At 62.3% G+C, this 23,875-nt stretch carries 21 protein-coding genes, 1 tRNA gene and 1 pseudogene; 9 read left to right on the top strand and 14 right to left on the bottom strand.

What is annotated here, in order from left to right; genetic code table 11:
* Positions 1–308 precede the first annotated feature (308 nt).
* From AC3WOG_RS23915 to garD, 3 genes are all read right to left on the bottom strand, one after another.
* On the bottom strand, positions 309–1,229 hold the full coding sequence (locus AC3WOG_RS23915) for an SMP-30/gluconolactonase/LRE family protein (protein WP_492580392.1): 921 nt from the start codon (positions 1,227–1,229) through the stop codon (positions 309–311).
* A gap of 5 nt (positions 1,230–1,234) precedes the next feature.
* Positions 1,235–2,077: an NAD-dependent epimerase/dehydratase family protein gene (locus tag AC3WOG_RS23910; protein WP_492580391.1), complete on the bottom strand. Its 843-nt coding sequence runs from the start codon at positions 2,075–2,077 to the stop codon at positions 1,235–1,237.
* 122 nt (positions 2,078–2,199) lie between these two features.
* The gene (gene garD / locus AC3WOG_RS23905; protein ID WP_492580390.1) at positions 2,200–3,789 is read right to left on the bottom strand and encodes a galactarate dehydratase; all 1,590 of its coding nucleotides are present in this window, start codon (positions 3,787–3,789) and stop codon (positions 2,200–2,202) included.
* Positions 3,790–3,992: 203 nt separating this feature from the next.
* Between garD and kdgD the strand changes: the two genes are divergently transcribed.
* The 3 genes from kdgD (at position 3,993) to AC3WOG_RS23890 (ending at position 7,341) form a co-directional block, all read left to right on the top strand.
* Positions 3,993–4,910, top strand: coding sequence for a 5-dehydro-4-deoxyglucarate dehydratase (gene kdgD, locus AC3WOG_RS23900; protein WP_492580389.1), 918 nt, complete (start codon positions 3,993–3,995; stop codon positions 4,908–4,910).
* Between the two features lie 205 nt (positions 4,911–5,115).
* Positions 5,116–6,465 (top strand): MFS transporter, encoded by a 1,350-nt coding sequence (locus AC3WOG_RS23895; RefSeq protein WP_492580388.1) that lies wholly within the window; start codon positions 5,116–5,118, stop codon positions 6,463–6,465.
* Between the two features lie 132 nt (positions 6,466–6,597).
* Positions 6,598–7,341 carry a FadR/GntR family transcriptional regulator gene (locus tag AC3WOG_RS23890; protein WP_492580387.1) on the top strand — a complete coding sequence of 248 codons (744 nt, stop codon included), beginning with the start codon at positions 6,598–6,600 and terminating at the stop codon, positions 7,339–7,341.
* 75 nt (positions 7,342–7,416) lie between these two features.
* Here the strand turns inward: AC3WOG_RS23890 and AC3WOG_RS23885 are convergent, their stop codons facing one another.
* The gene (locus AC3WOG_RS23885; protein WP_492580386.1) at positions 7,417–9,000 is read right to left on the bottom strand and encodes an aldehyde dehydrogenase (NADP(+)); all 1,584 of its coding nucleotides are present in this window, start codon (positions 8,998–9,000) and stop codon (positions 7,417–7,419) included.
* A 237-nt stretch (positions 9,001–9,237) separates the two neighbouring features.
* Here AC3WOG_RS23885 and garL point away from each other — a divergent pair, with 237 nt between their 5' ends.
* From garL to AC3WOG_RS23870, 3 genes are all read left to right on the top strand, one after another.
* Positions 9,238–10,023, top strand: coding sequence for a 2-dehydro-3-deoxyglucarate aldolase (gene garL / locus AC3WOG_RS23880; protein ID WP_492580385.1), 786 nt, complete (start codon positions 9,238–9,240; stop codon positions 10,021–10,023).
* Positions 10,024–10,046: 23 nt separating this feature from the next.
* Positions 10,047–10,961, top strand: coding sequence for a 2-hydroxy-3-oxopropionate reductase (locus tag AC3WOG_RS23875; RefSeq protein ID WP_492580384.1), 915 nt, complete (start codon positions 10,047–10,049; stop codon positions 10,959–10,961).
* Positions 10,962–11,217: 256 nt separating this feature from the next.
* The gene (locus AC3WOG_RS23870) at positions 11,218–13,248 is read left to right on the top strand and encodes a glycoside hydrolase family 28 protein (protein WP_492580383.1); all 2,031 of its coding nucleotides are present in this window, start codon (positions 11,218–11,220) and stop codon (positions 13,246–13,248) included.
* A 172-nt stretch (positions 13,249–13,420) separates the two neighbouring features.
* Here AC3WOG_RS23870 and AC3WOG_RS23865 read toward each other — a convergent pair whose 3' ends face one another.
* Positions 13,421–14,713, bottom strand: coding sequence for an MFS transporter (locus AC3WOG_RS23865; RefSeq protein ID WP_492580382.1), 1,293 nt, complete (start codon positions 14,711–14,713; stop codon positions 13,421–13,423).
* 29 nt (positions 14,714–14,742) lie between these two features.
* Positions 14,743–15,579 (bottom strand): NAD-dependent epimerase/dehydratase family protein, encoded by an 837-nt coding sequence (locus AC3WOG_RS23860; RefSeq protein ID WP_492580381.1) that lies wholly within the window; start codon positions 15,577–15,579, stop codon positions 14,743–14,745.
* A 248-nt stretch (positions 15,580–15,827) separates the two neighbouring features.
* On the opposite strand from AC3WOG_RS23860, the gene AC3WOG_RS23855 reads away from it, so the two are divergent.
* From AC3WOG_RS23855 to AC3WOG_RS23845, 3 genes and pseudogenes are all read left to right on the top strand, one after another.
* Positions 15,828–16,028, top strand: coding sequence for a 3-hydroxyacyl-CoA dehydrogenase NAD-binding domain-containing protein (locus tag AC3WOG_RS23855; protein ID WP_492580380.1), 201 nt, complete (start codon positions 15,828–15,830; stop codon positions 16,026–16,028).
* Positions 16,029–16,037: 9 nt separating this feature from the next.
* Positions 16,038–16,181: pseudogene (locus AC3WOG_RS23850) on the top strand (muconolactone Delta-isomerase family protein); the annotation flags it as partial.
* 12 nt (positions 16,182–16,193) lie between these two features.
* A complete protein-coding gene (locus AC3WOG_RS23845) occupies positions 16,194–16,490 on the top strand; it encodes a YciI family protein (protein ID WP_492580379.1) in 297 nt (98 codons plus the stop codon).
* A 21-nt stretch (positions 16,491–16,511) separates the two neighbouring features.
* On the opposite strand, the gene AC3WOG_RS23840 is transcribed toward AC3WOG_RS23845, so the two are convergent.
* The 8 genes from AC3WOG_RS23840 to AC3WOG_RS23805 form a co-directional block, all read right to left on the bottom strand.
* Positions 16,512–17,303 (bottom strand): SDR family NAD(P)-dependent oxidoreductase, encoded by a 792-nt coding sequence (locus tag AC3WOG_RS23840; RefSeq protein WP_492580378.1) that lies wholly within the window; start codon positions 17,301–17,303, stop codon positions 16,512–16,514.
* Positions 17,304–17,537: 234 nt separating this feature from the next.
* Positions 17,538–17,614: transfer RNA gene (locus tag AC3WOG_RS23835), tRNA-Val, on the bottom strand.
* Between the two features lie 74 nt (positions 17,615–17,688).
* Positions 17,689–19,179 carry a M81 family metallopeptidase gene (locus AC3WOG_RS23830; RefSeq protein WP_492580377.1) on the bottom strand — a complete coding sequence of 497 codons (1,491 nt, stop codon included), beginning with the start codon at positions 19,177–19,179 and terminating at the stop codon, positions 17,689–17,691.
* Entirely contained in the window at positions 19,176–20,456 is a 1,281-nt protein-coding gene (locus AC3WOG_RS23825; protein ID WP_492580376.1) for a Zn-dependent hydrolase, read from the bottom strand. Before AC3WOG_RS23825 ends, AC3WOG_RS23830 begins: the two co-directional genes overlap by 4 nt.
* A gap of 33 nt (positions 20,457–20,489) precedes the next feature.
* Positions 20,490–21,191, bottom strand: a complete 702-nt coding sequence (locus AC3WOG_RS23820) for an ABC transporter ATP-binding protein (protein WP_492580375.1) — start codon at positions 21,189–21,191, stop codon at positions 20,490–20,492.
* The gene (locus tag AC3WOG_RS23815; protein ID WP_492580374.1) at positions 21,188–21,955 is read right to left on the bottom strand and encodes an ABC transporter ATP-binding protein; all 768 of its coding nucleotides are present in this window, start codon (positions 21,953–21,955) and stop codon (positions 21,188–21,190) included. The genes AC3WOG_RS23820 and AC3WOG_RS23815 overlap by 4 nt, the downstream gene beginning before the upstream one ends.
* Complete coding sequence (locus tag AC3WOG_RS23810; protein WP_492580373.1) at positions 21,952–22,995, bottom strand: branched-chain amino acid ABC transporter permease; 1,044 nt, start codon at positions 22,993–22,995, stop codon at positions 21,952–21,954. Before AC3WOG_RS23810 ends, AC3WOG_RS23815 begins: the two co-directional genes overlap by 4 nt.
* The gene (locus AC3WOG_RS23805; RefSeq protein WP_492580372.1) at positions 22,992–23,852 is read right to left on the bottom strand and encodes a branched-chain amino acid ABC transporter permease; all 861 of its coding nucleotides are present in this window, start codon (positions 23,850–23,852) and stop codon (positions 22,992–22,994) included. The genes AC3WOG_RS23810 and AC3WOG_RS23805 overlap by 4 nt, the downstream gene beginning before the upstream one ends.
* Positions 23,853–23,875 lie beyond the last annotated feature (23 nt).

Here is a 23,875-nt window from a genome sequence, read left to right as displayed (position 1 = left end):
AGACCACACGGTGGCGTCGGTTTCCGTTAAGTTGTACGACGAGCGATGAATTATGGACCATTCGACGAAACGGAAGGCTTGAACGACCGTCGAGAAAGGCGCCGCGAGGTTGCCCGAGCAAACAAATCAACCCTGCCGCCGGCCGGCAATTCCATTTATTGAGAATGCGACGCTAAAAGCGTCCGGAGTAGCGATCTAAAAGAAATTCGAAAATCGCACCGGGCCAATTTGAGTTTTCTTAATATCCGACCCGGCTTGCCGCGAACACTTTAGTGCGGCAACGCCCGGCGCCCTGCTCACTCACCGTTTTATAGTTCGCCTGCGTATTCGGGCTCGACCATTCCGGTCACGCCCGGACGAACCGCAAACAGATGCCCGTCGTGTTCGGTCGCGCCCGCAGCGGGACGGATCGACGTCACGAACAGCGTATCCAGATCGCGGCCACCGAATGCGCACATCGACGGTTTCGCGGCCGGCACGGCAATCTGCCGGTCCAGCTTGCCTTGCGGCGTGAAGCGCAACAGCAGGCCGGCGTCGTTCGCGCAAATCCAGTAGCAACCGTCGGCATCCACCGCTGCGCCGTCGGGACGGCCGCAATAGTGATGCAGATCGGCAAACACACGCCGGTTGCGCGGCTCGCCCGTCTCCATGTCGTAATCGAAGGCCCAGATCAGCCGGCGCGAAGGGTGCGAATCGGACAGATACATCGTCGCGCCCTCGGGAGACCACGCAAGACCGTTCTGCACGATCAGCGCGTCGACGACTGGCGCCGACAGCCCCCCGCGCGCATCGAAACGATACAGCGCACCGGCAGGGTTGGCCGCCGCCATGTCCTGCACCATCGTGCCGGACCAGAAGCGCCCTTGGCGGTCACAGCGGCCGTCGTTAAAACGCATGCCGGCAAACGGAAAGACCGGCGCGGCAAGCTTGTTTCCCGTCACCGCAACCGGCTCGCCGCCGGCTGCGCCTCCAATCAACCTGATCGCAAAGAGCCCCGTCTCGCAGCCGGCCAGCACCGTGCCGCGATGATCGAACGCGAGACACGCGACCTTCTCCGGCAATCTCCATTCGGACCGCTCACCCGCGTCGAAACGCAACCGCACGATCTTCTGCGCCGGGATATCCACCCAGTACAGCGCCTGTTCCGCCGCGCGCCACACCGGGCTCTCGCCGACCCATGCCGGCAACTGCCCTGCTGCCTCGACCCTCTCCACTCGTGCGTTTTCCATCGCGCTCACCGCTTCGGCTCCATCGGACCAGCAAGCACGAACGGGCCGCCCTGAAAACGCTGCGTCGGGTCATCCAGGTCCGCGGTGGGCGCACTGGCCGGAAAGAGGTGTTCGAACTCGACCGAACTGTCCTGCGGACGAAAGCCGAGGAACGCCGCCTTGGTGTTGTCCACCCACTTGGTGCGGTTGTCCGACACGCCATAGACGATCGCGTGCCCCACCCGGTTGGTGAACAGCGAGCAGCGCACCAGTTCGATCAGGTCGCGATAGCTCAGATAGGTCACGAGCATGCGGGGATTTTTCGGCTGCTCGAACGACGATCCAATCCGCAGACACACCGTCTCGAGACCGAAGCGGTCGAAGTAATAGCGCGACAGCGATTCGCCGAAGCACTTGGTCACGCCATACAGGCTGTCGGGGCGCAGCGGCGCGTCGATATCGAGCACCGACGTCACCGGATGAAAACCCACCGCGTGGTTCGAACTGGCATACACGATGCGCTTCACGCCTTGCTTCTGCGCGGCCGAATAGAGGTTGTACAGGCCACGTATGTTCGCTTCGAGCAAATCTTCGAACGGCGCCTCGACGGAAATGCCGCCAAGATGAACGACCGCGTCGACGCCTTCCAGCAGCGCGTGAACGGCCTGTTCATCGGCGAGGTCGACGATCGATGCTTCTTCATGCGCGGCCACATCGCCAAGCGGCGCGATGTCGGTCACTCGCACAATGTCGGCCCACGCGGCGAACGCGCCGCGCAACTGCTGCCCCAGATTTCCGGCCGCACCGGTTAGCAGAAGACGCCGGAAGGGCTTTTGTGTCACGGGGCGCTCAAGGGTCGAGTCGGTCATGTCTCTGTTTGTTTTGTGATTACTTTTTGCTGGCTGCCTGGCTAGCGGCACGGCCTGCATGTTTGATTCCGTACGCGCTTCAAGTGGCCAATGCCGGCCGCGCGCGTACACCGACATGGCAATCAGGTCACCGGCGCCGGATTGAACAACGTCAACGCGTTGTGAAGCTTGAGTTTCTCCGCGCAGGTTTGCTTGCGGCCGCTCGCCACGTCGAGCATCAGGCGGAACAGCTCCCAACCCACGTCTTCGATGGTTGCATCGCCGGTTGCAATGGTGCCGGCGTTGATATCCATCAGGTCATGCCAGCGGCGGGCGAGATCCGAGCGCGTCGCCACCTTGACGACGGGTACTTCCGCGAGACTGTACGGCGTGCCGCGGCCGGTCGTGAACACGTGCAGGTTGATACCCGCGGCGACTTGCAGCGTGCCGCAAATGAAATCGCTCGCCGGCGTTGCCGCGTAAATCAGGCCCTTCTGCCGGACCTTCTCGCCGGGCGACAACACGCCCGAAATGGCCGAGTTACCCGACTTGATGATCGAGCCCATCGCTTTTTCGACGATGTTCGACAAGCCGCCCTTCTTGTTGCCCGGCGTCGTGTTGGCGCTGCGGTCGGCGCCGCCGCGCTTCAGATAATCGTCGTACCACTGCATCTCGCGGATGATCGCCGCGGCGACCTCCGCATTGGCCGCGCGCGCGGTCAGCTGATCGACACCGTCGCGCACTTCGGTGACTTCGGAAAACATCACCGTCGCACCGGCGCGCACCAGCAAGTCCGTCGCGAAGCCCACCGCGGGATTCGCGGTCAACCCGGAGAATGCGTCGCTGCCGCCGCACTGCACGCCGATCACGAGGTCGGAGGCCGGGCAGGTCTCGCGACGGCGATTGTTCAGCCGCTTCAGATGCCCTTCGGCCATTCTCATGATCGACTCGATCATCGACTGGAAGCCGACGTGTGCTTCGTCCTGAAGCACGACGACGTCGCCGTTCAGGTCCGCCTCAACGTCGCCAATGTCGGCGACTTCAGCGACATTGGCAGCCGCAGCAATGGGGATCGTGCCAGGCGGCATCAAACGCTCCGGCTGCAATTTCTCGCAGCCAAGGCTGACCATCATCACTTCGCCGCCGAAGTTCGGGTTCAGACTGATGTTGCGCACGGTGCGGATCGGCACCATCGCGTCGGGCGCGTCGATCGCGACGCCGCAACCATAGGTGTGGCCGAGGCCGACCACATCGTCGACATTGGGGTACTTCGGCAACAACTCAGCCTTGATCCGCGTCACTGCGTGCGCTACCACATCGGCCACGCATTGCACCGTGGTCGTAATCGCCAGAATGTTGCGCGAGCCGACCGAGCCGTCCGCATTGCGGTAGCCCTCGAACGTGAAGCCCTCGAGCGGCGGCATGTCCGGCGCCTTGATGGTCGCGATCGGCAGATCTTCGAGTCCGGGAGGACTCGGCATCCGGATCACATGTTCGTTGATCCAGCTTCCCTTCGGCAAAGACTTGAGCGCGTAGCCGATCACCACGTTGTAGCGAATGACTTCGTCGCCTTCCGAGAAATCGGCAAGCGCCACCTTGTGCCCTTGCGGCACACGCTCGCGCAGCACCAGGCCGTCGGGAAATACCGCGCCCTCACCCAGGCCGCCGTCGTTGACGACGATCGCGACGTTGTCGTTGGGATGAACGCGAATGTAGAGCGGGGAATGTTCCATTGCATCGATCCTTGTGGCGATTTCACGCCTATCATGCCAAATTCATACGTCATCCTACAACATGAAAGCTTGTGCAGACGTTCCGTATTTACCCTATAACCCGCATTATGCCGCGAAATCATCGTTGAGTTCGCCAATTTCTTGTTGTACGATGACATATAAGAAATCTCCATTTCTAAGACTTAACGCCCAGGATACTCATCATGACGACACCGCAGGAACTGAAGCAGATCGTTTCGGAAGGCCTTCTCTCCTTCCCCGTTACCGACTTCGACGAACAGCGCGACTTTCGCGCCGACACCTACGCCGAGCGCCTCGAATGGCTCGCCCCTTACGGCGCCTCGGCGCTGTTCGTCGCAGGCGGCACGGGCGAATTCTTTTCGCTGACACACAACGATTATTCGAACGTTGTGCGCACGGCAACCGAAGTCTGCAAGGGCAAGGTGCCGATCCTTGCCGGCGCGGGCGGTCCGACGCGCGTGGCGATCGCCTACGCGCAGGAAGCCGAGCGTCACGGCGCGAACGGCATCCTGCTGATGCCGCACTACCTGACCGAAGCTTGCCAGGAGGGCATCGCCGCGCACGCCGAACAGGTGTGCAAGTCCGTGCCGAACATGGGCGTGATCATCTACAACCGCGCGAATTCCAAGCTTAACGCCGACATGCTCGAAGGCCTGGCCGAACGCTGCCCCAACCTGATCGGCTTCAAGGACGGCGTAGGCGAGATCGAAAACATGGTGTCGATCCGCCGCCGCCTCGGCGACCGCTTCTCCTATCTCGGCGGCCTGCCGACCGCGGAAGTCTATGCCGCGGCTTACAAGGCGCTGGGCGTGCCGGTGTATTCGTCGGCGGTATTCAACTTTATCCCGAAGACGGCGATGGATTTCTACCGCGCAATCGCCGCGGACGATCACGCCACGGTGGGCAAGCTGATCGACGAATTCTTCCTGCCATATCTGGCGATCCGCAATCGCCGCGCAGGCTACGCAGTCAGCATCGTGAAGGCCGGCGCAAAGCTGGTCGGCCATAGCGCCGGACCGGTGCGCGCGCCGCTGACCGATCTGACCGAAGAAGAAATGAGCCAGCTCGACGCACTCATCAAAAAACTCGGCCCGCAGTAAGCGCCCTGCTGCCGTGCGAGCCTGGCCGTGTACATGGCACCGCACATAGCGCCCGGGACGGCAACGTCGCCGGGCGTTTTTTAAAGCACCGGATCGCCACGCGGCGCTTGCCGTGGAGCGCCGGCTGATCGGCAAGAAGCGCCGCGGCTGACTGCGCCACAAAGCCTGGGAGCGTTCTCCCTTGCATAAGATTCAGGAGATGATCATGGAAATGAGCCGCACGGCGAGTCCCGCCCACGCCGCGAAGCGCACCAGAGTCCGCTACACGATTCTGCTGCTGGTCTTTATCATCACGACGTTCAATTACGCGGACCGCGCAACGCTCTCCGTGACCGGCTCCGCGATGCGCGCCGAGTTCGGCTTCGACGCGATCAGGATGGGATACATCTTCTCCGCGTTCAGCTGGGCGTACGTTCTGTCGCAACTGCCGGCCGGCTTACTGCTCGACCGGTTCGGCGCGCGGCGCGTCTACGCAGCGAGCATTTTCCTGTGGTCGTTGTTTACGCTGCTGCAAAGCTCGATCGGTTTGCTGGGAAGCGCCGCCGCCGCTGTCACGGCGCTGTTCGTGCTGCGCTTCGCCATGGGCGCTGCCGAATCGCCGGCGTTTCCCGCCAATGCCAAGGTCGTCGCCAGCTGGTTCCCGACGACCGAACGCGGAACCGCATCAGCCATTTTCAATTCAGCTCAATACTTCGCAGCGGTTATTTTCACGCCGCTGATGGCCTGGCTCACTCACGCATTCGGCTGGCATCAGGTCTACGTCGTGATGGGTGTGGCCGGGTTCATACTTGCCCTCACCTGGCTGAAGGTGATGAAGAATCCCGCCGACCACCCACGCGTCTCGCGCGCCGAACTGGACCACATCGAACAGGGCGGCGGCGTGGTCAATGGACACAAGAGAGCGCAACCCGCCGACATCGCCAGTGCCGGGAGCTGGTTTCTCGTACGTCAGTTGCTGACCAATCGCATGCTGCTCGGCGTCTATCTCGCCCAGTACTGCATCAACGTGCTGACTTACTTCTTCCTGACCTGGTTTCCGATCTATCTCGTGCAGGCTCGTGGCATGACGATTCTGCAGGCAGGCCTGGTGGCATCGCTGCCCGCCATCTGCGGATTCTCCGGCGGCGTACTCGGCGGCATCCTGTCCGACTCGCTGATCCGGCGCGGCCATTCGCTCACGATCGCGCGCAAGGCGCCGATTGTCGGCGGCATGCTGCTGTCGGTGTGCATCATCGGCTGCAACTACGTTACCGCCGACTGGCTCGTCGTCGCGCTCATGTCACTCGCATTCTTCGGCAAAGGCCTCGGGGCGCTCGGCTGGGCTGTCGTCGCCGATACGTCGCCCAAAGAGGCCCTCGGTCTTTCGGGCGCCATCTTCAACATGTTCGGCAACGTGGCCGGCATCGTGACGCCCATCGTGATCGGCTATCTCGTCGCGAAGTCCGGATCGTTCAACGGCGCGCTGGTTTTCGTGGGTGTGAATGCATTGCTCACCGTGTTCAGTTACCTCGTGATCGTGAAAGACATCGAACGGGTCGAGTTGCGCCGACGGTAGCACGCAGCCGGCGCATGCGATGCCATGCGCCGGCGTCGAAAATGATCGCGCGCTTGTATAATCAGTCGTCAGACAACGCTATAATGAAACGCAGAGAGTGTCTGCAACTATTTGATTTAAGGGGCGTTTTCGATGGCTACACCAATGGCTTCCGCAGCACCGCCGCGACGCGCTCGTAATCTCGCCGAGTTTGTCGTCAGCTACGTGACCGAACAGATTGCGTCCAACGCCTTGAAGCCAGGCGACAAACTACCGACGGAATCGCAGTTGATGGTCACGCTGAGCGTGAGCCGCACCGTCATCCGCGAGGCCATTTCGCGCTTGCAGGCGGGCAAGATCATCGAGACGCGGCACGGCATCGGCAGCTTCGTGCTGGAACCGCCGCGCGAAAAACTGGGTATCGACATGGTGCCGGCCACCACCTTGCGCGACGTGCTGTCGATACTCGAACTGCGCATCAGCCTCGAAACGGAATGCGCGGGTCTGGCAGCGCAACGTGCCAAACCGGATGACCTCGCACGCATGCGCGCCGCGCTCGACGCGATCGAGGCCACCCGGCGCAACGGGCTCGACAGCGTCGATGCCGACCTCCAGTTCCATATCTCCGTGGCTCGCGCAACCGGTAACCGGTATTTCGTCGACATCCTCACGCAGATGGGCAGCGCGCTCATTCCGCGCAACCGGCTCGACTCGGCGGGAATCGCGCATGCGGACCCGGACTCTTACCTGTCGCTCGTGAACCTCGAACACGAAAGCATCCTCGAGGCGATCACACGACACGATGCGGAAGGCGCGCGCGCGGCGATGCGCATGCACCTGTCCAATAGCCGCGAGCGGCTGAGGCGCGCCAACGAAGCTGCTGAAGCGAACAGCTGAATTGAACTGTCGCCGCTCAAAAAAATGGCCGGGAATCCCCGGCCATTTTTTTGTCCTGCCCGCGTGGTTGCGCGCTTAGCTGCGCGTCATCTCGCCATCGCGGCGACGCCACAAGTCCAGCGGATTGCTGTCTGCCAACGGCTCGGGCAACAGGTCGGCCGGGAAATCCTGATAACACACCGGACGCAGGAAGCGTTCGATGGATGTCGTACCGACCGACGTGGCACGGCTATCGGATGTGGCCGGGAACGGACCGCCATGCACCATCGCGTGCGAAACCTCGACACCCGTCGGGAAACCGTTGACCAGAATCCGCCCAGCTTTGCGCTCGAGGATCGGGACCAGCTTTTTCGCCGTCGACAGATCGCCGCTGTCCATCTGCACCGTGGCGGTGAGCTGGCCGGCAAAGTGCCCGGCCACCGCCAGCATTTCCTGCTCGTCCTTACAGCGCACGATGGTCGACGCGGGGCCGAAGACTTCGTCTTCCAGTTCGGGCGTCGCGAGGAACGTTTGAGCGTCGGTCACGAACAGTGCGGCGCGCGCTTGCGTCGGGCCCGTAGTGTCATTGCCGCGCGCCACTGCCTCGACGCCCCTGGTAGCCGCCAGCTTGCCTTCACCCTCTTCATAGGCAGCATGAATGCCGGCGGTGAGCATGGTCTGGGCAGGCTTGGAATTCAGCGCATCGGACGCCGTTGCAACGAAGCCTTCGAGCGCATCGCTGTCGACGGCAATCGCGAGACCCGGGTTGGTACAGAACTGTCCTGCGCCAAGCACGAGCGAATCGACAAAACCACGCGCGATACCCTCGCCACGCGAAGAAAGTGCGTTCGGCAACAGGAAAACCGGATTGATGCTGCTCATTTCGGCGTAGACCGGAATCGGCTCGGCACGAGCCGCTGCAACGCGCATCAAGGAGGTGCCACCGGCACGTGAACCCGTGAAGCCGACCGCCTTGATCGCCGGATGCGCGACCAGCGCTTCGCCGACCGAATTGCCGGCGCCGACGATCATCGAGAAGACGCCGTCCGGCAAGCCCATTTCCAGCGCGACGCGCTGAATCACGCGGCCAACCATCTCCGACGTGCCGAGATGAGCCCGATGCGCCTTCACCACCACCGGGCAACCGGCGGCAAGTGCCGCGGCCGTATCGCCACCCGCCACCGAAAACGCGAGCGGAAAATTGCTGGCCCCGAACACAGCGACCGGACCCAGCGGAATCTTTTGCATACGCAGATCCGAGCGCGGTAATGGCTTGCGCTCCGGCAACGGCGAATCGAGCGTTGCAGCGAGCCATTGCCCCGCCCGTACGACTTGCGCAAACAGCTTGAGCTGCCCCGTCGTACGACCACGCTCGCCTTCGAGACGCGCCTTCGGCAAACCGGACTCTTCGTGCGCACGCTGGATCAATGCGTCACCGAGCGCCGTGATGCCGTCGGCGATGCGCTCGAGAAACTCGGCACGCACCGTGAGCGGCAGTTGCCGGTAAGGGTCGAACGCTTTCTGCGCAAGATCGCAGGCGAGATCCACATTCGCTACCGTGCCCGAACCGAAGACCGGCTCGGCGATCTCGGCGCCCGCGGTGGGATTGAACGCACGCAAAGGTTTTTCGTCGCCGCGTACCGCCTTGCGGCCAATCAGCATTTCGCCGGTGATAGACATTTCGCTTCCTTGGATGACTGCATTTGATATCGGTCATCCTATAACATAAACAGCACACGCTGCAACCTGTCTCACGCGTACTTTGGGTAGATTCGGGTTTACGCGTCTGCCGCGCAAATCCCGCATAGTGCTAATCTTGAGTAAGACGTACGACGACCTATAACATATAATCGCAACAGACGTCGGAACTTGTCCCCATCGCTTGTCGCCATCAATCGCAGTTTGAGGAACATAGCCATGACAGCCGCAACGCCGTATCAGCCCTTACCCAACACCTTTCGCCGCGCCGTCTGCGGCGGCGAAACCCTGATCGGCTGCTGGGCCTCGCTAGCGAGCCCGATCACCACTGAACTGCTCGGCATCGTCGGCTTCGACTGGTTGCTGCTGGATGCCGAGCATGCGCCAAACGACGTGCTGACGCTGATTCCCCAACTGATGGCGCTCAAGGACAGCCCAAGCGCGCCCGTCGTCCGGCCGCCGGCCAATGACAGCGTCTTCATCAAGCGGCTGCTCGACAGCGGTTTTTCGAACTTCCTCGTGCCGTTTGTCGACAGCGCCGAGGACGCGGCCCGCGCCGTCTCGGCGACCCGCTACCCACCTCAGGGCATTCGCGGCGTCTCGGTGAGCCAACGGGGCAATCGCTACGCGAGCGTGCCGAACTACTTCGACATCGCTAACGATAACGTCTGCGTCATCGTCCAGATTGAAAGCCGCAAAGCGGTCGAGGCGATCGACGAGATCCTCGCCGTCGACGGAGTCGATGCCGTTTTCGTCGGACCCTCCGATCTCGCCGCCGCTTACGGCCACATCGGCAATGCCGGCCATCCCGACGTGCAACAGGCGATCGCGCGCGTGTTCGAACGTGCGCAGGCCGCCGGCAAGGCGAGCGGAATCCTCGCGCCGGTTCAGGCGGATGCGGAGCGCTATATCTCGATGGGCTGCCGCGTCATCGCGGTCTGCGCGGACATGGGACTGCTGAAAGGCGCGGCGCAGACGGTTCAAAAACACTTCATGCAGAAATGAGCGGGCCAGCAACCACGGCCGCCATGACACCCCCGGAGAACATCATGCAAAAAGCAGGCTTTATCGGACTCGGCATCATGGGCAAGCCCATGGCCGCCAACCTCCTTAAGAATGGCGTCACCCTCGCCGCGTTTACGCGCAGCGGCTTACCTGATGATCTCAAGCGGGCAGGCGCAATTGCGTGCGATAGCCCGGCAGCGGTTGCAGAGCATGCCGACGTGATCTTCATCATGGTGCCGGACACGCCGGACGTCGAGCGTGTTCTGTTCGGCGAACAGGGACTTGCCGGCGCGTTGCACGCGGGGCAAACCGTCGTCGACATGAGTTCGATTTCGCCGATGGCCACCCGGGACTTCGCCGCACGTGTGCGCGAACGCGGCGCGGAGTATCTGGACGCGCCGGTTTCAGGCGGCGAGGTCGGTGCAAAAGCCGGTTCGTTGACCATCATGGTCGGCGGCACGACAACCGCCTTCGACAACGTCAAGCCGCTGTTCGACATGATGGGCAAGAACGTCACGCTGATCGGCGATGTCGGCGCCGGACAGGTGTGTAAAGTGGCCAACCAGGTCATCGTCGCGGCGACGATCGAGGCGGTCGGCGAGGCCCTGCTGCTCGCCTCCAAGGCAGGTGTCGATCCGGCGCGCGTGCGCGAAGCGCTGATGGGGGGTTTTGCATCCTCGCGCATCCTCGAAGTGCACGGCGAGCGGATGACGAAGCGCGCGTTCGACCCGGGGTTCCGGATCGAACTCCACCAGAAGGATCTGAATCTCGCGCTCTCCACGGCGCAAGCGCTCGGCGTGTCCTTGCCCAACACCGCCACCTGCCAGGCGCTCTTTAACGCATGCGTCGCGCACGGCGGCAAAGCATGGGACCACTCCGCGATGGTGCGCGCGCTCGAAATACTCGCCAATCACGAAATCGGTCAACCGGGCGCATAAATCAGTCGCACCGAACGGCAAACCCCACCAGCAACGCCGCTCCGCTTGCTCTGAGCAATTAGAGAGGACGGAGCGGCGCATGCGCGCATGCTCGACAACAACCCGCCACAGCCATTGATAAATGGCTTATTCACAACACTAAGGACGACTTACTGACACTTTCGACACCCGTGCATATATACGCAGGATCGACAAACCGTAGCACACGCGGCACTGACGATTACTCATAGAGCCCGCAAAGGGCAAGGAGACATCCGTGGCAACACACGATAAAAAGAACGGCAGGCAGGCGACGTCGAGAATCAGCAACCAGCGCGAACCGAATTCACCTGCGCGCAGAGCGTTTATCGTGCTCGCAGGCACATCCGCAGGCGCAACCCTGCTGGGCGGACTGTCCGCCTGCGGCTCCTCCGTCGACTCCCCATCCACGCCAACGCCGACGCCGACGCCACCGGTCGTGCAGGATCCGATCTGGGGCACCTCGGGCGCCGCGACGCAGATCGTCGCGTCGCTGCAGGGCATTACCCAGTCGATGTTTGCGGCCCGCGATTTTGTGGTCACCCAGTATGGCGCGCAGACTTGCGCCGTGGTCGCCGCGACCAATCCGTATACGGGCGCGTCATCGCTGACGAGCCCCGGCTCGACACAAACCAACGCAGCAAATGCCTTCGACTCGCGACCCGCGTTTCTCGCCGCGATCCAGGCATGCAATGCGGCCGGCGGCGGCCGCGTGATCGTGCCGTCCGGCACGTGGTACTGCGCCGGGCCAATCGTGCTGCTCAGCAATGTGAACTTCCACCTCAGCGCGAACTGCACGATCTATTTCAGCCCCAACCCGGCGGACTATGCGAAGGACGGCCCCGTCAATTGCGGCGCGAACGGCAACCTCTTCTACAGCCGCTGGCAGGCGAACGATTGCCTCAACTACGGCGCGCCGGTCTACGCGCGCAATCAGACCAACATCGCGCTGACCGGCGAGGATTCCACCTCGATTCTGAATGGCCAGGCCATGACGCCGTTCGCCGGAAGCGGCAACACCAGCACCTGCTGGTGGACCTACAAGGGGTCGAACGGCGCCTACGGTTGCGTGAATGCGTCGACACCGTCACAGGCCTACAGCAATCCGAAGAACGTCGACCTGAGAAACGCCGCGCCCGGCATTTCCGATGCACTCTACGCGCTGCTCACGAGCCCCACGACACCCTGGCAGCAGGACCAGAACTACCTGCCGGCGCTTTCCGAAGCGGGCGTGCCGATCGCGCAGCGCATTTTCGGCATCGGGCATTATTTGCGTCCGTGCATGGTCGAGTTCATTGGTTGTACCAACGTGTTGATGGAGAACTATCGGACCAACAACACGCCGTTCTGGCAGCATCATCCGACCGATTGCAAGAACGTCGTGATTCGTGGGGTGACGGCGGACAGCATCGGCCCGAATAACGATGGCTTCGATCCGGACGCCTGCAACAACGTGCTCTGCGACAGCGTCACGTTCAATACCGGCGACGATTGCATCGCGATCAAGTCCGGCAAGGATCTCGATACGCAGTATGGCCCCGCGCAGAATCACGTAATCCAGAACTGCACGATGAACAGTGGCCACGGCGGCATCACGCTCGGCAGCGAGATGGGCGGCGGCGTGCAGAACATCTACGCGCGCAATCTGCAGATGCTCAACCAGAACTGGGCCACCAATCCGCTGAACATCGCGATTCGCATCAAGACGAATATGAATCGCGGCGGCTTCGTGAAGAACTTCTACGTCGATACGGTCACGCTGCCCAACGGCTTGAGTCTGAAAGGCAGCGGATACGGCAATGCACTGTTGGCCGGCAGTCCGATCAACAGCACGGTGCCGCTGGGTGTCGTCACGGCGACGGCGGGCAATCCGTCGGCGGCACAAGGCGGCTTGATTACGTTCGACTGCGACTATCAGCCGGCCAACGACGCGATCCGCACCCGCCCGGCCGTGATCCAGAACGTGAACATCTCAAACGTGCAGGCGAGCAACGTCACGCTCAATGGTGTCACGGGCTCCTGTTTTCAGGCCATCGTGGCGCAGGGGCCGGTCGCGTTCGACTACAACGGTCCGAGTCCGGCGCCGGCCGTGCCGCCTATCAGTAACGTCACAATCTCGAACTGCAACCTGGGGACGGCCGTTTCCGCCGGCCCGGCGACCGCAACGACACCCGGGCCGATCTATGCGTACAACGTCAACGGCATCACGTTGAACAACGTGGTGATCGGCTCGACGACTTACAACACGACGGTCGTCGATCAGCGCTAATCGGGAAGAAGAAAGGGGCGAGGATGATTCTTCGCCCCTCCGCAGACAAGCTAGCCCGGTTGCCAAACGCACCACACGCATCGGACAGGCCATGAAACGCAAAGCGGCGCCCGTGGGCGCCGCCAATAGCACACACTGCACTACTCTGCTTTCTCTCACGGCTACCGATTGTTTACTTGGCCGAGAAGCTCGCTACGGCCCAGCGCGGCTCGGGCGTACGTTCGCCGCTTCTCGCCAGCAGACACACCACGACGGCCGCGACGATGTCGAGCACCGCCAGCACGACAAACAGCGGGCTGTAACCGATCTGCGTGACCAGCACGCCGAACAGTGCCGTGAACGCCGCGGCCCCGAGGTAGCCCGCCATTCCGCCCATACCCGTGGCGGTCGCGACTTCGTTCTTGCCGAACATGTCGGAGGTGATGGCGTACAGCGCGCCCGACAAGGTCTGGTGAGCGAAACCGCCGACGCACAGCAGCGCAACGGCTGCGTAAGGGCTGGCGACCAGTCCGACGCATGCCGGTCCGATCATGCATAGGGCGCCGAATACGAAAACCATCTTGCGCGACGTGAAGAGCGACACCTTCGCATACTTATGGAACAGCGGACTAAGGTAGCCGCCCAGCACGCAACCGATATCCGCCGCCAGGAAGGGCATCCAGGCGTACAACGCGATTTCCTTCAGGTTCATGTGACGCTCGGTCATCATGTACAGCGGAATCCACGCGTTGAAGGTTTGCCAGGCCGGCTCGGAAAGAATCCGCGGGATGCCGATCGCCCAGAAGTTGCGGCTGCCGAGCATTTCAGTCCAGCTGCGCTTGGCGCCGCCGGCATCGCTATGCTTTGCCTCCTGCCCGCTCAGGATGTAATCCCGCTCCGTTTCGCTCAGCAGCTTCTGCTTGCGCGGGTGCTTGTAAAGCAGCATCCACAGTGCGCTCCAGACGATGCCCGCCACACCGACGATCACGAACGCCAATTGCCATTGCCCGCGCAACAAGGCCCAGACGACCAGCGGCGGCGCGAGCAGCGCGCCGATCGACGAGCCGATGTTGAACCAGCCGATCGCGACCGAGCGCTCCTTGGCCGGGAACCATTCGCTCGTGGCCTTGACACCGGCCGGGATGCCGGCCGCCTCGGCGATGCCGAGCAAGCCACGGAAGAACGCCAGGCTGCGCCAGCCCGTGGACCACGCTGCCGCGGCACAGGCCACAGACCAGGCCAGCGCAAAGGCCGCAAAGCCGATCTTGGTGCCGACCGTGTCGAGCAAATAGCCCGCGACGGGCTGCATGAACGCGTAGCACAGCTGCCACGCAACCACGACATGCGAGTACTGCTCGGTGCTGATATGGAGGTCGTTCATCAGCGTCGGCGCTGCCACTGACAGCGTGTTCCGCGCGAGATAATTGATGATCAGCCCGGCCGCGACCAGGCTGACCATCCACCAGCGAATGCCTTTGACTTTCATTGCGTTGTCTCCTCGATGTTTGTCGTCAATCAGTCGGGCCGGACGGCAGGGGCGTTAGACCTGCCGGCCTCGCCATCGGCGCGCGAGTAGTCCAGGCCGACGAAGCTGCCGCCCTGGTAGCGTTGACCCAACGTATCGAGCGGGTTCGGTTTTGCCAGCACTTCCGCGGCGTAGACCTCGGCGTCCTGTTTCGGCTGGTAGCCCAGACGTTCGGCGCCGCTGTTGTCCCACCAGCTGCGCTTATTGGCCGAGACACCCCAGACAGTCATGAACCCCACGTCCTCGGCCTCGATACAGCGATCGAGGAAATGCAGCAGGTCGCTGTGCCCGAACCAGGTGCTCAGGTGCCTGGGTTCGGTCGGCCGCTCGAGACAACTGCCGATGCGCACGCAGATACTTTCGATGCCGTGCTTGTCCCAATACATTCTTGCGAGGGCTTCGCCCCACACTTTGCTCAAGCCGTAAAAACCGTCCGGACGCAGCTCGCAGTCGAGGTTAAGGTGTTCGGTGACCGGGTACATGCCGATCGCGTGATTCGAGCTGGCGAACACCACACGCCGCACACCATGCCGCCGCGCACCTTCGTAAACCGCGACCAGCGCGCGCAGGTTGTTCTCGATGATCTCGGGCAGCGGACGTTCGACGCTCGTGCCAGCGAAGTGGATCAGTACGTCCACGCCGTCCAGCAGGCAGTCGACGATCGCTGGATCGCGCAGGTCGCCGTGCATCAGGTCCTCTCCTTCCACCAGGGGAGCCAGAGGTCTCGAGCCCGCGGCCGACCGCAACGGGATACCGCGCGCGATGAGCGCAGTCCGTACTACCGAGCCGAGCTGACCGCCGGCCCCACTCAGGGCAATCTTCTTCATAAGGGTCCTTTACAGCATTGCGGGCGATCTGGCCGTTGTGCGGGAGGGGGACTCAGCAAACTTGTTTCTGTGACCGGCGGACGGGTGCGCTCTCAATCGGCCAAGTTTTCGCCAATTCGCCTTGTTGTACGATAACGTACTATCAACTATGACCAATCTAATTTCAACCAGGCATTTACCCGTATAAATTAGCTCTAATTGGGGCGCCATACCTCATAAACAGATGCAGGCGTCATGTTTGTTATGCGATGTCGTATAACAAACGAAAGAGCCAACATCAGGAACGCAGCGCCTGGCTGCGCAAGGGATTACCAGCAATGCTCGACGCAGCCGCTGCGGATGCCGATCTCATGCAGGAATGCGCGCCGGAGCAAGAAGAAATCAAGTGCGAGCTGTTTCAGCAACTCGAACACGTCGTCATTCCTCGCGGCGTCACGTTTCGTCGATGAAAAGATGCCGGGCAGTACGCGAATTACAGCGTGTTCGACGTCGAATCGAACGACGCGCCTCATACGCTGCTCAGTTCGCTGCTACTCTTTCCGTATATGGCCGTGCAGGTCACGCCGCTCGCGCAGCATCCGTCCACAATCGCACCGAACTGAACAGGAACACGCATGCCCTACATCATCGAAACTTTCGACAAGCCCGGTCACGCCGACGTCCGCACGCGCGAGCGCGACGCGCATCTGGCGTTTCTGGAAAAGAACAAGGCGCTGCTGCTGGCCTGCGGCGCGAAACTGAACGAAGACGACAGCGGCGCGGGTGGTGGCCTCTACATCGTCGATCTGGAAACGCGTGAAGAAGCCGAGCGTTTCATTGCCGGCGATCCGTTCTCACTGGTCGAGCTGTTCGAACGTGTGACGATCACGCGCTGGCGCAAAGCGTATTTCGACGGCGAGTGCTGTTTGTAAGCGCAGGCTCGCCCGTCACATTCACACGGTCTTCAGCATGCCGCCATCGACAAAATAGGTCGAACCGACGCTGTAACTCGCGCGCTCCGAACATAGAAACACAATGAAGCTCGCGAGTTCGGCTGGCGTGGCGAAGCGGCGAATCGGCGCGTGCTCGTCGGCAACCTGTTGCAGGTGACCCTCCCAGTCGCCGCCCGAGCCTTGCGTCAATTCCTTCGCCGTTTTGATCCAGTCGGGCGTCAGCACAAGGCCCGGGTTGATCGTGTTGACGCGGATGTTGTCCTGGATGAGTTCATTGGCCAGATTCTTCGACAACATCATCAAGGCCGCTTTCGTCACGTTGTAGATCGGTTCGTAACCCAGCGGCTGTGTTGCGCAAATCGACGCGTTGTTCAGAATCGCCCCACCGCCGCGCGCTTTCATCAACGGCACGAGACCGCGCGCGAGACGCACGGCGGCCATCACGTGCAAATCCCAGTAGGCCTGCCATTTGGCGTCGGGCGCGTCCATGATGGTCTCGTTGCTGCCCGTGCCCGCGTTGTTAAAGAGGATGTCCGCGCCACCGAAATGCGTGCGTGCCGCCGCCACGAGCGTGTCGACGCCCTCGACGGTGGCGACATCGCAGGCAACCGGTAGCGCCTGCACGCCGAAGGTCTGGGCAATACCGGCCGCGGCTTTCGCCAGCCGGTCCTCGGTGCGCGCGGCGAGCAGCAGGTTGGCGCCTTCCGCAGCGAATGCCTCCGCGACCGCCAATCCAATGCCGACGCTCGCTCCCGTCAAGACCGCCACCTTGCCGCGCAGATTCAGGTCCATTGCCTCGTCTCCCGTCATTAGTCGATAGATGGAAGCATGACTGTACAGCGCATTGGCATAACGCAACGTAAAGCGACGCGACGACCGTGCTCATGCAAGCGAGACGTGCTGGGACGAAATGACGGCAGAGGGGAAACTGGAGAATACGATCGCGATGAAGACGTGCGCCGATGCGATGCGAGAACATGACCGTAGACGAAAGCTGGACCGCTTCCGTCTACGTCACATATGCGTTGGTAGGCTCGATTGGATTCGAACCAACGACCCCCACCATGTCAAGGTGGTGCTCTAACCAACTGAGCTACGAGCCTTTAGAGGCGCGAATTATAGAGACTCTGCACGCGTGGCACAAGCCCTCTTTCTTGCTCGCTGGCGTGTGCCTTGCTCAACGCGGTTGCGACCATTCGGTCCGCGCATCCAACGGATAGACCGGCCGCCTGACATGCTCGAACGCGAAGAGTCCGAAGTCTGAACTCGTCACGCCACGGCTATCGCACTCCACCAGCGCCGCGGCGATCGGCACGAAAACCGGCCGGCAATACATACGCGACTTGAGCAACAGAAAACGCGCGCGGCGCGGATCGATACCGACGCTCTCGAACACACCGAGGTCCCACGGTTCGTGCGTACGTTCGGTCATCACGAGCTTCACCGTGCCGGTGTCGAGCACCGCCGCGCGCCCCATGAATGCACGCTGGCCTGTGTAGGTCGGACCGCTGATCACGTATTCACCGTCGGTCAGCGCGCGCACTACGCCGGTCACGGCGACCGGCGGCTTTGGCGTCACCGCTTTGCCGGAGAGCTTGTTGCCGATCGTCACCGTCACCGTGCTGCCGACACCCGCCGCCATCAGTGCCGCGACCGCTTGCGGGTCGCACAACGGTCCACTTACGATGCCTTCGAGATTCTGCTTCAGCGCTTCCTCGAGCAGGTCCATCGTGTCGCACGTGCCGCCCGACATGCAGTTGTCGCCGTGATCGAGCATCAGCACCGGCTTGTCCGCCCCCTGTGCGAGCGCTGCCGCCTGCGCGACCGACTCCGCGAGCGGTGCGCTGCGGTAAACGAAATCTTCGCGATCGTTCCAGATCTGCCGCGCGATGCGCTTGGCCACCGCTTCCGCCTTCGCGCGATCGCCATTACCCACGACCACAACACTGATACACGGCGCCTCGATATCGGCGAGCGAGAAGCCGGACAGCACCGACACCGCGAGCATGCCATCGGCCTCGGCCGCACGCGCGGCGTCCACGGCGCGTTTCATCGCGCCTTCGGCTGTCGCACTGCGCAGCGTATGCGTGAGCAGCGGTGGTTGACGCCATGCAACCACCGGCTTCGTCTTGCCATGAACCAGATCGAACATCAGACGCGCCGCGTGCGCACCGGTCTCATACATATCAACGTGCGGATAGGTCTTGAAGCTGACGATCACATCGGCGTTGTCGATCATTTTCTGCGTGACATTGCCGTGCAGATCGAGCGCGACTGCAATCGGTGCGCTGGGCAACGCGGCGCGCACGCGCTCGAGCAGATCGCCCTCGCCGTCGTTCGAATTCTCCGCGACCATCGCACCGTGCAGATCGAGCATTACTGCGTCGCAGCCCATAGCTGCATCAACGATCGCGTTGCAGATCGTGTCGTATGCGGCGGCGGCGACCGGACCGCTCGGATTCGCCGATGCCGACACCGGCGTCACGATCTCGGCCCGTTCGCCCTCGGCTGCGTCGATGAACGCGGCCATTGCCGTCTGCATGCCTTGGTTCTCGTTGAACGCATCTTCGCCGTAGCTCGGGCCGTCGCGGCCGAACGCAGCGAGCGGTGTGTCGACCGGCGAGAATGTGTTGGTCTCGTGATTCATCCTTGCAATCAGGATTTTCATGGCCGTGCGCTCCCTGCCGTTTGCGCGGCATTCAGCATTGCCTTTAGCAACACGTTGCAACCGGCTTCCAGATGGTCGGCGCGCGCGTCCTCGATTTCGTTGTGACTGATGCCGTCTTTGCACGGCACGAAAATCATCGCTGCCGGCGCGACTCGCGCGAGATAGACGGCGTCGTGACCTGCACCGCTGATGACGTCCATCGACGAAAAACCGAGCGCGTCCGCGCCCTGCTGAACCGCTGCGACCAGTTCCGCGGCGAATGGCTGCGGCGCGAAATGCACCACTTGCTCGACGTCCACCGTGATACCAGCCTTTGCGCCGGCCGCCGTGCACGCGGCACGCAATGCGGCGTCCATCGCCGTGAGCGCGGCATTGTCGGCGGCCCGCAGATCGACCGTGAGTGTCACACGGCCCGGAATCACGTTGCGCGAATTAGGATGCACGTCGAGCCAGCCAACCGTGCCGCGCCCATGCGGCGCGTGATCGAGTGCGATGCGATTGACCGTATGAATCAGATCGGCCGCGACCAGCAGCGCATCGCGACGCAGTTCCATCGGCGTGGGCCCCGCGTGCGCTTCCATGCCGTGCACCGTGACGTCGTACCAGCGTTGGCCGAGTGCGCCCTGCACGACGCCGATCGTCGTGTCGTGCGCCTCCAGGACAGGTCCTTGTTCGATGTGTGCTTCGAAATACGCACCGACCACGTGCGGCTTTCCGTTCTCGCCTGCGTAACCAATCGACGAGAGCGCGTCGCGCACCGAAACGCCCTCGCGGTCGCATTGTTCCAACGCATGCTCCAGCGTGAAAGCGCCAGCGAAAACGCCGGAGCCCATCATCACCGGCACGAAGCGCGAGCCTTCCTCGTTGGTCCACACGGCGACTTCCAGCGGTGCGAGCGTTTGAACGTTTGCATCGGCGAGCGTGCGCAATACTTCGAGGCCGGCGAGCACGCCGTAGTTACCGTCGAACTTGCCGCCGGTGGGTTGCGTGTCGATGTGACTGCCGGTCATTACCGGCGGCAGGTCGTCACGCAAACCGGCGCGACGCGCGAAGATATTGCCGATCGCATCGACCCGTACGCTGCAGCCGATCTCGCGCGCCCATGCGACAAAGAGGTCGCGTGCCTTGCGGTCCAACCCGGTCAGCGCGAGACGGCACACGCCACCTTTATCCGTCGCGCCGATTTGAGCGAGTTGCATGAGACTGTCCCAGAGCCGTGCGCCGTCGACGCGCAGATCGGCGAGCGTGCTGACGGTTGTTGATTCATGAACTTGCATCGATGCTTCCTCGTATTGAAGACAGCGCGTGCGTCAAACGACGCCGACGCCCAGATAGCGGTCCTTGATCGATTCATCCGCGGCGAACGAAGCGTTATCGCCTTCATAGACGATCACGCCCTGTTCGATGATGTAGTGGCGATCCGCGAGTTGCGTGCAGACTTCCAGATTCTGCTCGACCAGCAGAATTGCGACGCCCGCTTCGCGGATCAGCTTGAGCTGCGCGACGATCTCTTCGACGATCACCGGCGCGAGCCCCTCAACCGGCTCGTCTAGCATCAACAGACGTGGATGGTTCATCAGCGCGCGGCCGATCGCCAGCATCTGCTGTTCGCCACCTGAGAGTTGCGCGCCACCGTTCGTGCGCCGTTCCTTCAGGCGCGGAAAAATACGATAGATATCGTCGAGCTGCCACGGCGAATCCTTGCGCGCACCGAGCCGCAGGTTTTCCTCGACCGTCAACAGACGAAAGATGCCGCGATGCTCGGGCACGAAACACACGCCACGCGAGGCGATCTTGTGTGGCGGCATGCCGCCGATCGCAGCGCCATTGAACGTCACCTTGCCGCGTTGCGGCGCGACGACGCCTGCAATGGCTTTTAGCGTCGTCGATTTGCCCGCGCCGTTGCGGCCTAGCAGGGTGACGGTTTCGCCGTCGTTGATCTGCAGCGTCACGCCCTGCAGAATGTGGCTCTTGCCGTAGAAGCCGTGAATCTGCTGCACGTCGAGAATCATGCACGGCCTCCGGTGATCATGTTGCCGAGATAGGCGCTGCGCACGCGCTCGTCGCCGCGAATGTCGTCGGGGCGGCCTTCCACCAGCACGCGCCCTTGCTGCATGACGGTAATCGTGTCGGAGATGTCCATCACGATGCCCATGTTGTGTTCGATCAGTACGACCGTGTAGTCGTCGCGCAGGCCACGGATCAATTGCTTCATGTCGTCGAGGTCGTCGATACCCATGCCTGAAGTGGGCTCGTCGAGAAAGATCGCCTTGGGCCGCGCGGCGAGCGCCATGCCGACTTCGAGGCGGCGTTGCTGACCGTGCGAGAGCGCGCCCGCCGATGCTTCGCTAAAACGCTGCAATGCGAGGCGTTCCAGCACGCTGTCGACAGTGTCCGCATGCGTGAGCGCACCGTGCGGCGGCGCCCATGCGTTCAGCGCACGCACGGCGTCGACACCTTGCGCGGCGAGCCGCAGGTTTTCGCGCACGCTCAGATTGGCGAACAGGCTCGTCACCTGGAACGAGCGCGCGACGCCGCGACGCACGCGCTTGTGGTCCGGTTCATGCGTCACATCGTGTCCGTCGAAAACAATCTTTCCCGCCGTGATCGGCACCGTGCCGGTCAGCACATGAAAGAGCGTCGTTTTGCCCGCGCCGTTCGGACCGATCACCGAATGCACGGTGCGCGGCATGATACGCAGATTGACTTCGGAGAGCGCCGTGAATTTGCCGTAGCGTTTCACTACACCGCTCGCTTGCAGAATCGCCTCGCTCATACGCGCTCCTTGCCTGCATCTGCGGATTGGTTGCGCCGCAACGATTGCCAGATGCGTTCGCCCAAACCCCACAGTCCACGCTGCATGAACAGGCTGACCGCGATCAGCACAATGCCTAGCAGCAACAGCCAGCGCGGCCATAGCGTCGATAGCCAGTCGGCAAACAGCACGTAGAACGCCGCGCCCAGCACGGACGCGAACAGATTGCCTGTGCCGCCGATCACCGTCATCACGAGGATCATCTCGCTCGTGTGGTAATCGATGTTTGAAAGCGGCGCGATGCCCGTCATCAATGCGTGCAGCGCGCCGGCCAGACCCGTCACCGCGCCGGAGATCACGAACGCCATCAGCTTGAAGCGCTTGACGTCGTAGCCGACTGCGGCGGCGCGCGCTTCGTTGTCGCGAATGGCCAGCAACGTGCGGCCGAACACCGAATGCGAAACACGCATCAACAGCCAGAACACCACCAGAAACAGCACTGCGACGAAGCCGTAGTACTGCCACGGCGAAGTCAACGATACGAGTGCTTTGCCGAACAGCGAGAGCGCCGGGCGCGGAATATCGAGCAAGCCGTTGTCGCCGCCGGTGAGATCGGGCGTCGTGTAAGCGAGAAAGTAGAACAGTTGTCCGAACGCCAGCGTCAGCATCACGAAGTACGTGCCACGCTGGCGGATCGAGAACCAGCCCACCAGCGCAGCCGCAGCCGCACCGATCGCTACTGTGGCAAGCAACGCTACCGGTATCGGCAACGCCGTTTCCGTGAGAACCAGACCCGCGCAATAACTGCCGAGTCCGAAGAAAATCCCCTGCCCGAACGACAACAAACCGGTATGGCCAAGCAGCAGATTGCAACCGAGTGCGGCGAGAGCGAACACCAGCACTTCCGTGGCAAGCGATCCCGAACGCAGCGTCAACGGCAACACGCAAACCACCAGCAACGCCAGCAGCAGAATGCGATAGCGATGCAGCGAGTGCCGCCAACTGCGTTTCGCCGCGTGGGGAGAAGCGCTTTGCACGATAGGCTTCGAGGTATCGATCATGCCGCTCTCCCGAGCAAGCCGTTCGGCCGCAGCAACAGAACGGCAGCCATGGCGACGTAGATCATCAGTCGCGCGCCTTCCGGCCACAACGTACTCATCACGCTTTGCACGATCCCGACCAGCAGACCGCCGACCAGTGCACCGAGAAAATTCCCCATCCCGCCGACCACCACCACCACGAACGCGACGCTGAGCGCCTCGATGCCCATGAACGGATCGACGCCGCGAATCGGCGCGGCAAGCACGCCGGCGAGCGCGGCAGTTGCTGCACCAAGCGCGAACACCAGGCTAAAGACACGCAGCACGTTGATGCCGAGCAGCGACACCATCTCGGTCGATTCGCTCCCCGCCCGCACCGCGCTGCCAAGCCGCGTACCTTCGAGTACCCACCAAAGCAATGCGGCTAGCACAGCTGTGAAGCCGATCACGAACAGACGGTACTTCGGATACACGAAGCTGCCCCAGATCACCACGCCGTTGAGCACGTCGGGAACCGGCACGTTGTCGCCGAGCGGCCCCCAGATCAGGATCGCGCACTCTTGCACGACCAGCGCCAAGCCGACCGTCACGAGAATATGAAACTCATGCTGCTGCGCGTAGACGTGCCGCAGGATCACCTTTTCGACGACCCAAGCAAGCGCGCCCACCACGATCGGCACGACTATCAGCGCGGTCCAGAAACTCATCGACCACTGCATCGCCTGATAGCAGAAATACGCGCCGAGCAGATAGAACGCGCCATGCGCGAAATTTACGAAACGCAACAGGCCGAACACGATCGACAGGCCGACCGCGAGCAGGAAATACAACATCCCGACTCCGATGCCGTTGACGATCTGCAGGAGATAAACGTTCATGGCGTCCGTCTAAAGGGTATTGC

Source organism: Paraburkholderia sp. FW306-02-B (assembly GCF_058782725.1).
Note: the sequence above shows the minus strand (reverse complement) of the source record. Positions and strands in the feature narration are given on the sequence as shown.

Bases quoted from the DNA above. Each gene is read 5' to 3' on its own strand.
- AC3WOG_RS23875 (WP_492580384.1), top strand. From the start codon at position 10,047: ATGACACCCCCGGAGAACATCATGCAAAAAGCAGGCTTTATCGGACTC.
- AC3WOG_RS23830 (WP_492580377.1), bottom strand. From the start codon at position 19,179: ATGAAAATCCTGATTGCAAGGATGAATCACGAGACCAACACATTCTCG.
- AC3WOG_RS23820 (WP_492580375.1), bottom strand. From the start codon at position 21,191: ATGATTCTCGACGTGCAGCAGATTCACGGCTTCTACGGCAAGAGCCAC.
- garL (WP_492580385.1), top strand. From the start codon at position 9,238: ATGACAGCCGCAACGCCGTATCAGCCCTTACCCAACACCTTTCGCCGC.
- AC3WOG_RS23890 (WP_492580387.1), top strand. From the start codon at position 6,598: ATGGCTACACCAATGGCTTCCGCAGCACCGCCGCGACGCGCTCGTAAT.
- AC3WOG_RS23910 (WP_492580391.1), bottom strand. From the start codon at position 2,077: ATGACCGACTCGACCCTTGAGCGCCCCGTGACACAAAAGCCCTTCCGG.
- garD (WP_492580390.1), bottom strand. From the start codon at position 3,789: ATGGAACATTCCCCGCTCTACATTCGCGTTCATCCCAACGACAACGTC.
- AC3WOG_RS23805 (WP_492580372.1), bottom strand. From the start codon at position 23,852: ATGAACGTTTATCTCCTGCAGATCGTCAACGGCATCGGAGTCGGGATG.
- AC3WOG_RS23845 (WP_492580379.1), top strand. From the start codon at position 16,194: ATGCCCTACATCATCGAAACTTTCGACAAGCCCGGTCACGCCGACGTC.
- kdgD (WP_492580389.1), top strand. From the start codon at position 3,993: ATGACGACACCGCAGGAACTGAAGCAGATCGTTTCGGAAGGCCTTCTC.
- AC3WOG_RS23885 (WP_492580386.1), bottom strand. From the start codon at position 9,000: ATGTCTATCACCGGCGAAATGCTGATTGGCCGCAAGGCGGTACGCGGC.
- AC3WOG_RS23840 (WP_492580378.1), bottom strand. From the start codon at position 17,303: ATGGACCTGAATCTGCGCGGCAAGGTGGCGGTCTTGACGGGAGCGAGC.
- AC3WOG_RS23915 (WP_492580392.1), bottom strand. From the start codon at position 1,229: ATGGAAAACGCACGAGTGGAGAGGGTCGAGGCAGCAGGGCAGTTGCCG.
- AC3WOG_RS23860 (WP_492580381.1), bottom strand. From the start codon at position 15,579: ATGAAGAAGATTGCCCTGAGTGGGGCCGGCGGTCAGCTCGGCTCGGTA.
- AC3WOG_RS23810 (WP_492580373.1), bottom strand. From the start codon at position 22,995: ATGATCGATACCTCGAAGCCTATCGTGCAAAGCGCTTCTCCCCACGCG.
- AC3WOG_RS23825 (WP_492580376.1), bottom strand. From the start codon at position 20,456: ATGCAAGTTCATGAATCAACAACCGTCAGCACGCTCGCCGATCTGCGC.
- AC3WOG_RS23815 (WP_492580374.1), bottom strand. From the start codon at position 21,955: ATGAGCGAGGCGATTCTGCAAGCGAGCGGTGTAGTGAAACGCTACGGC.
- AC3WOG_RS23855 (WP_492580380.1), top strand. From the start codon at position 15,828: ATGTCGTATAACAAACGAAAGAGCCAACATCAGGAACGCAGCGCCTGG.
- AC3WOG_RS23865 (WP_492580382.1), bottom strand. From the start codon at position 14,713: ATGAAAGTCAAAGGCATTCGCTGGTGGATGGTCAGCCTGGTCGCGGCC.
- AC3WOG_RS23895 (WP_492580388.1), top strand. From the start codon at position 5,116: ATGGAAATGAGCCGCACGGCGAGTCCCGCCCACGCCGCGAAGCGCACC.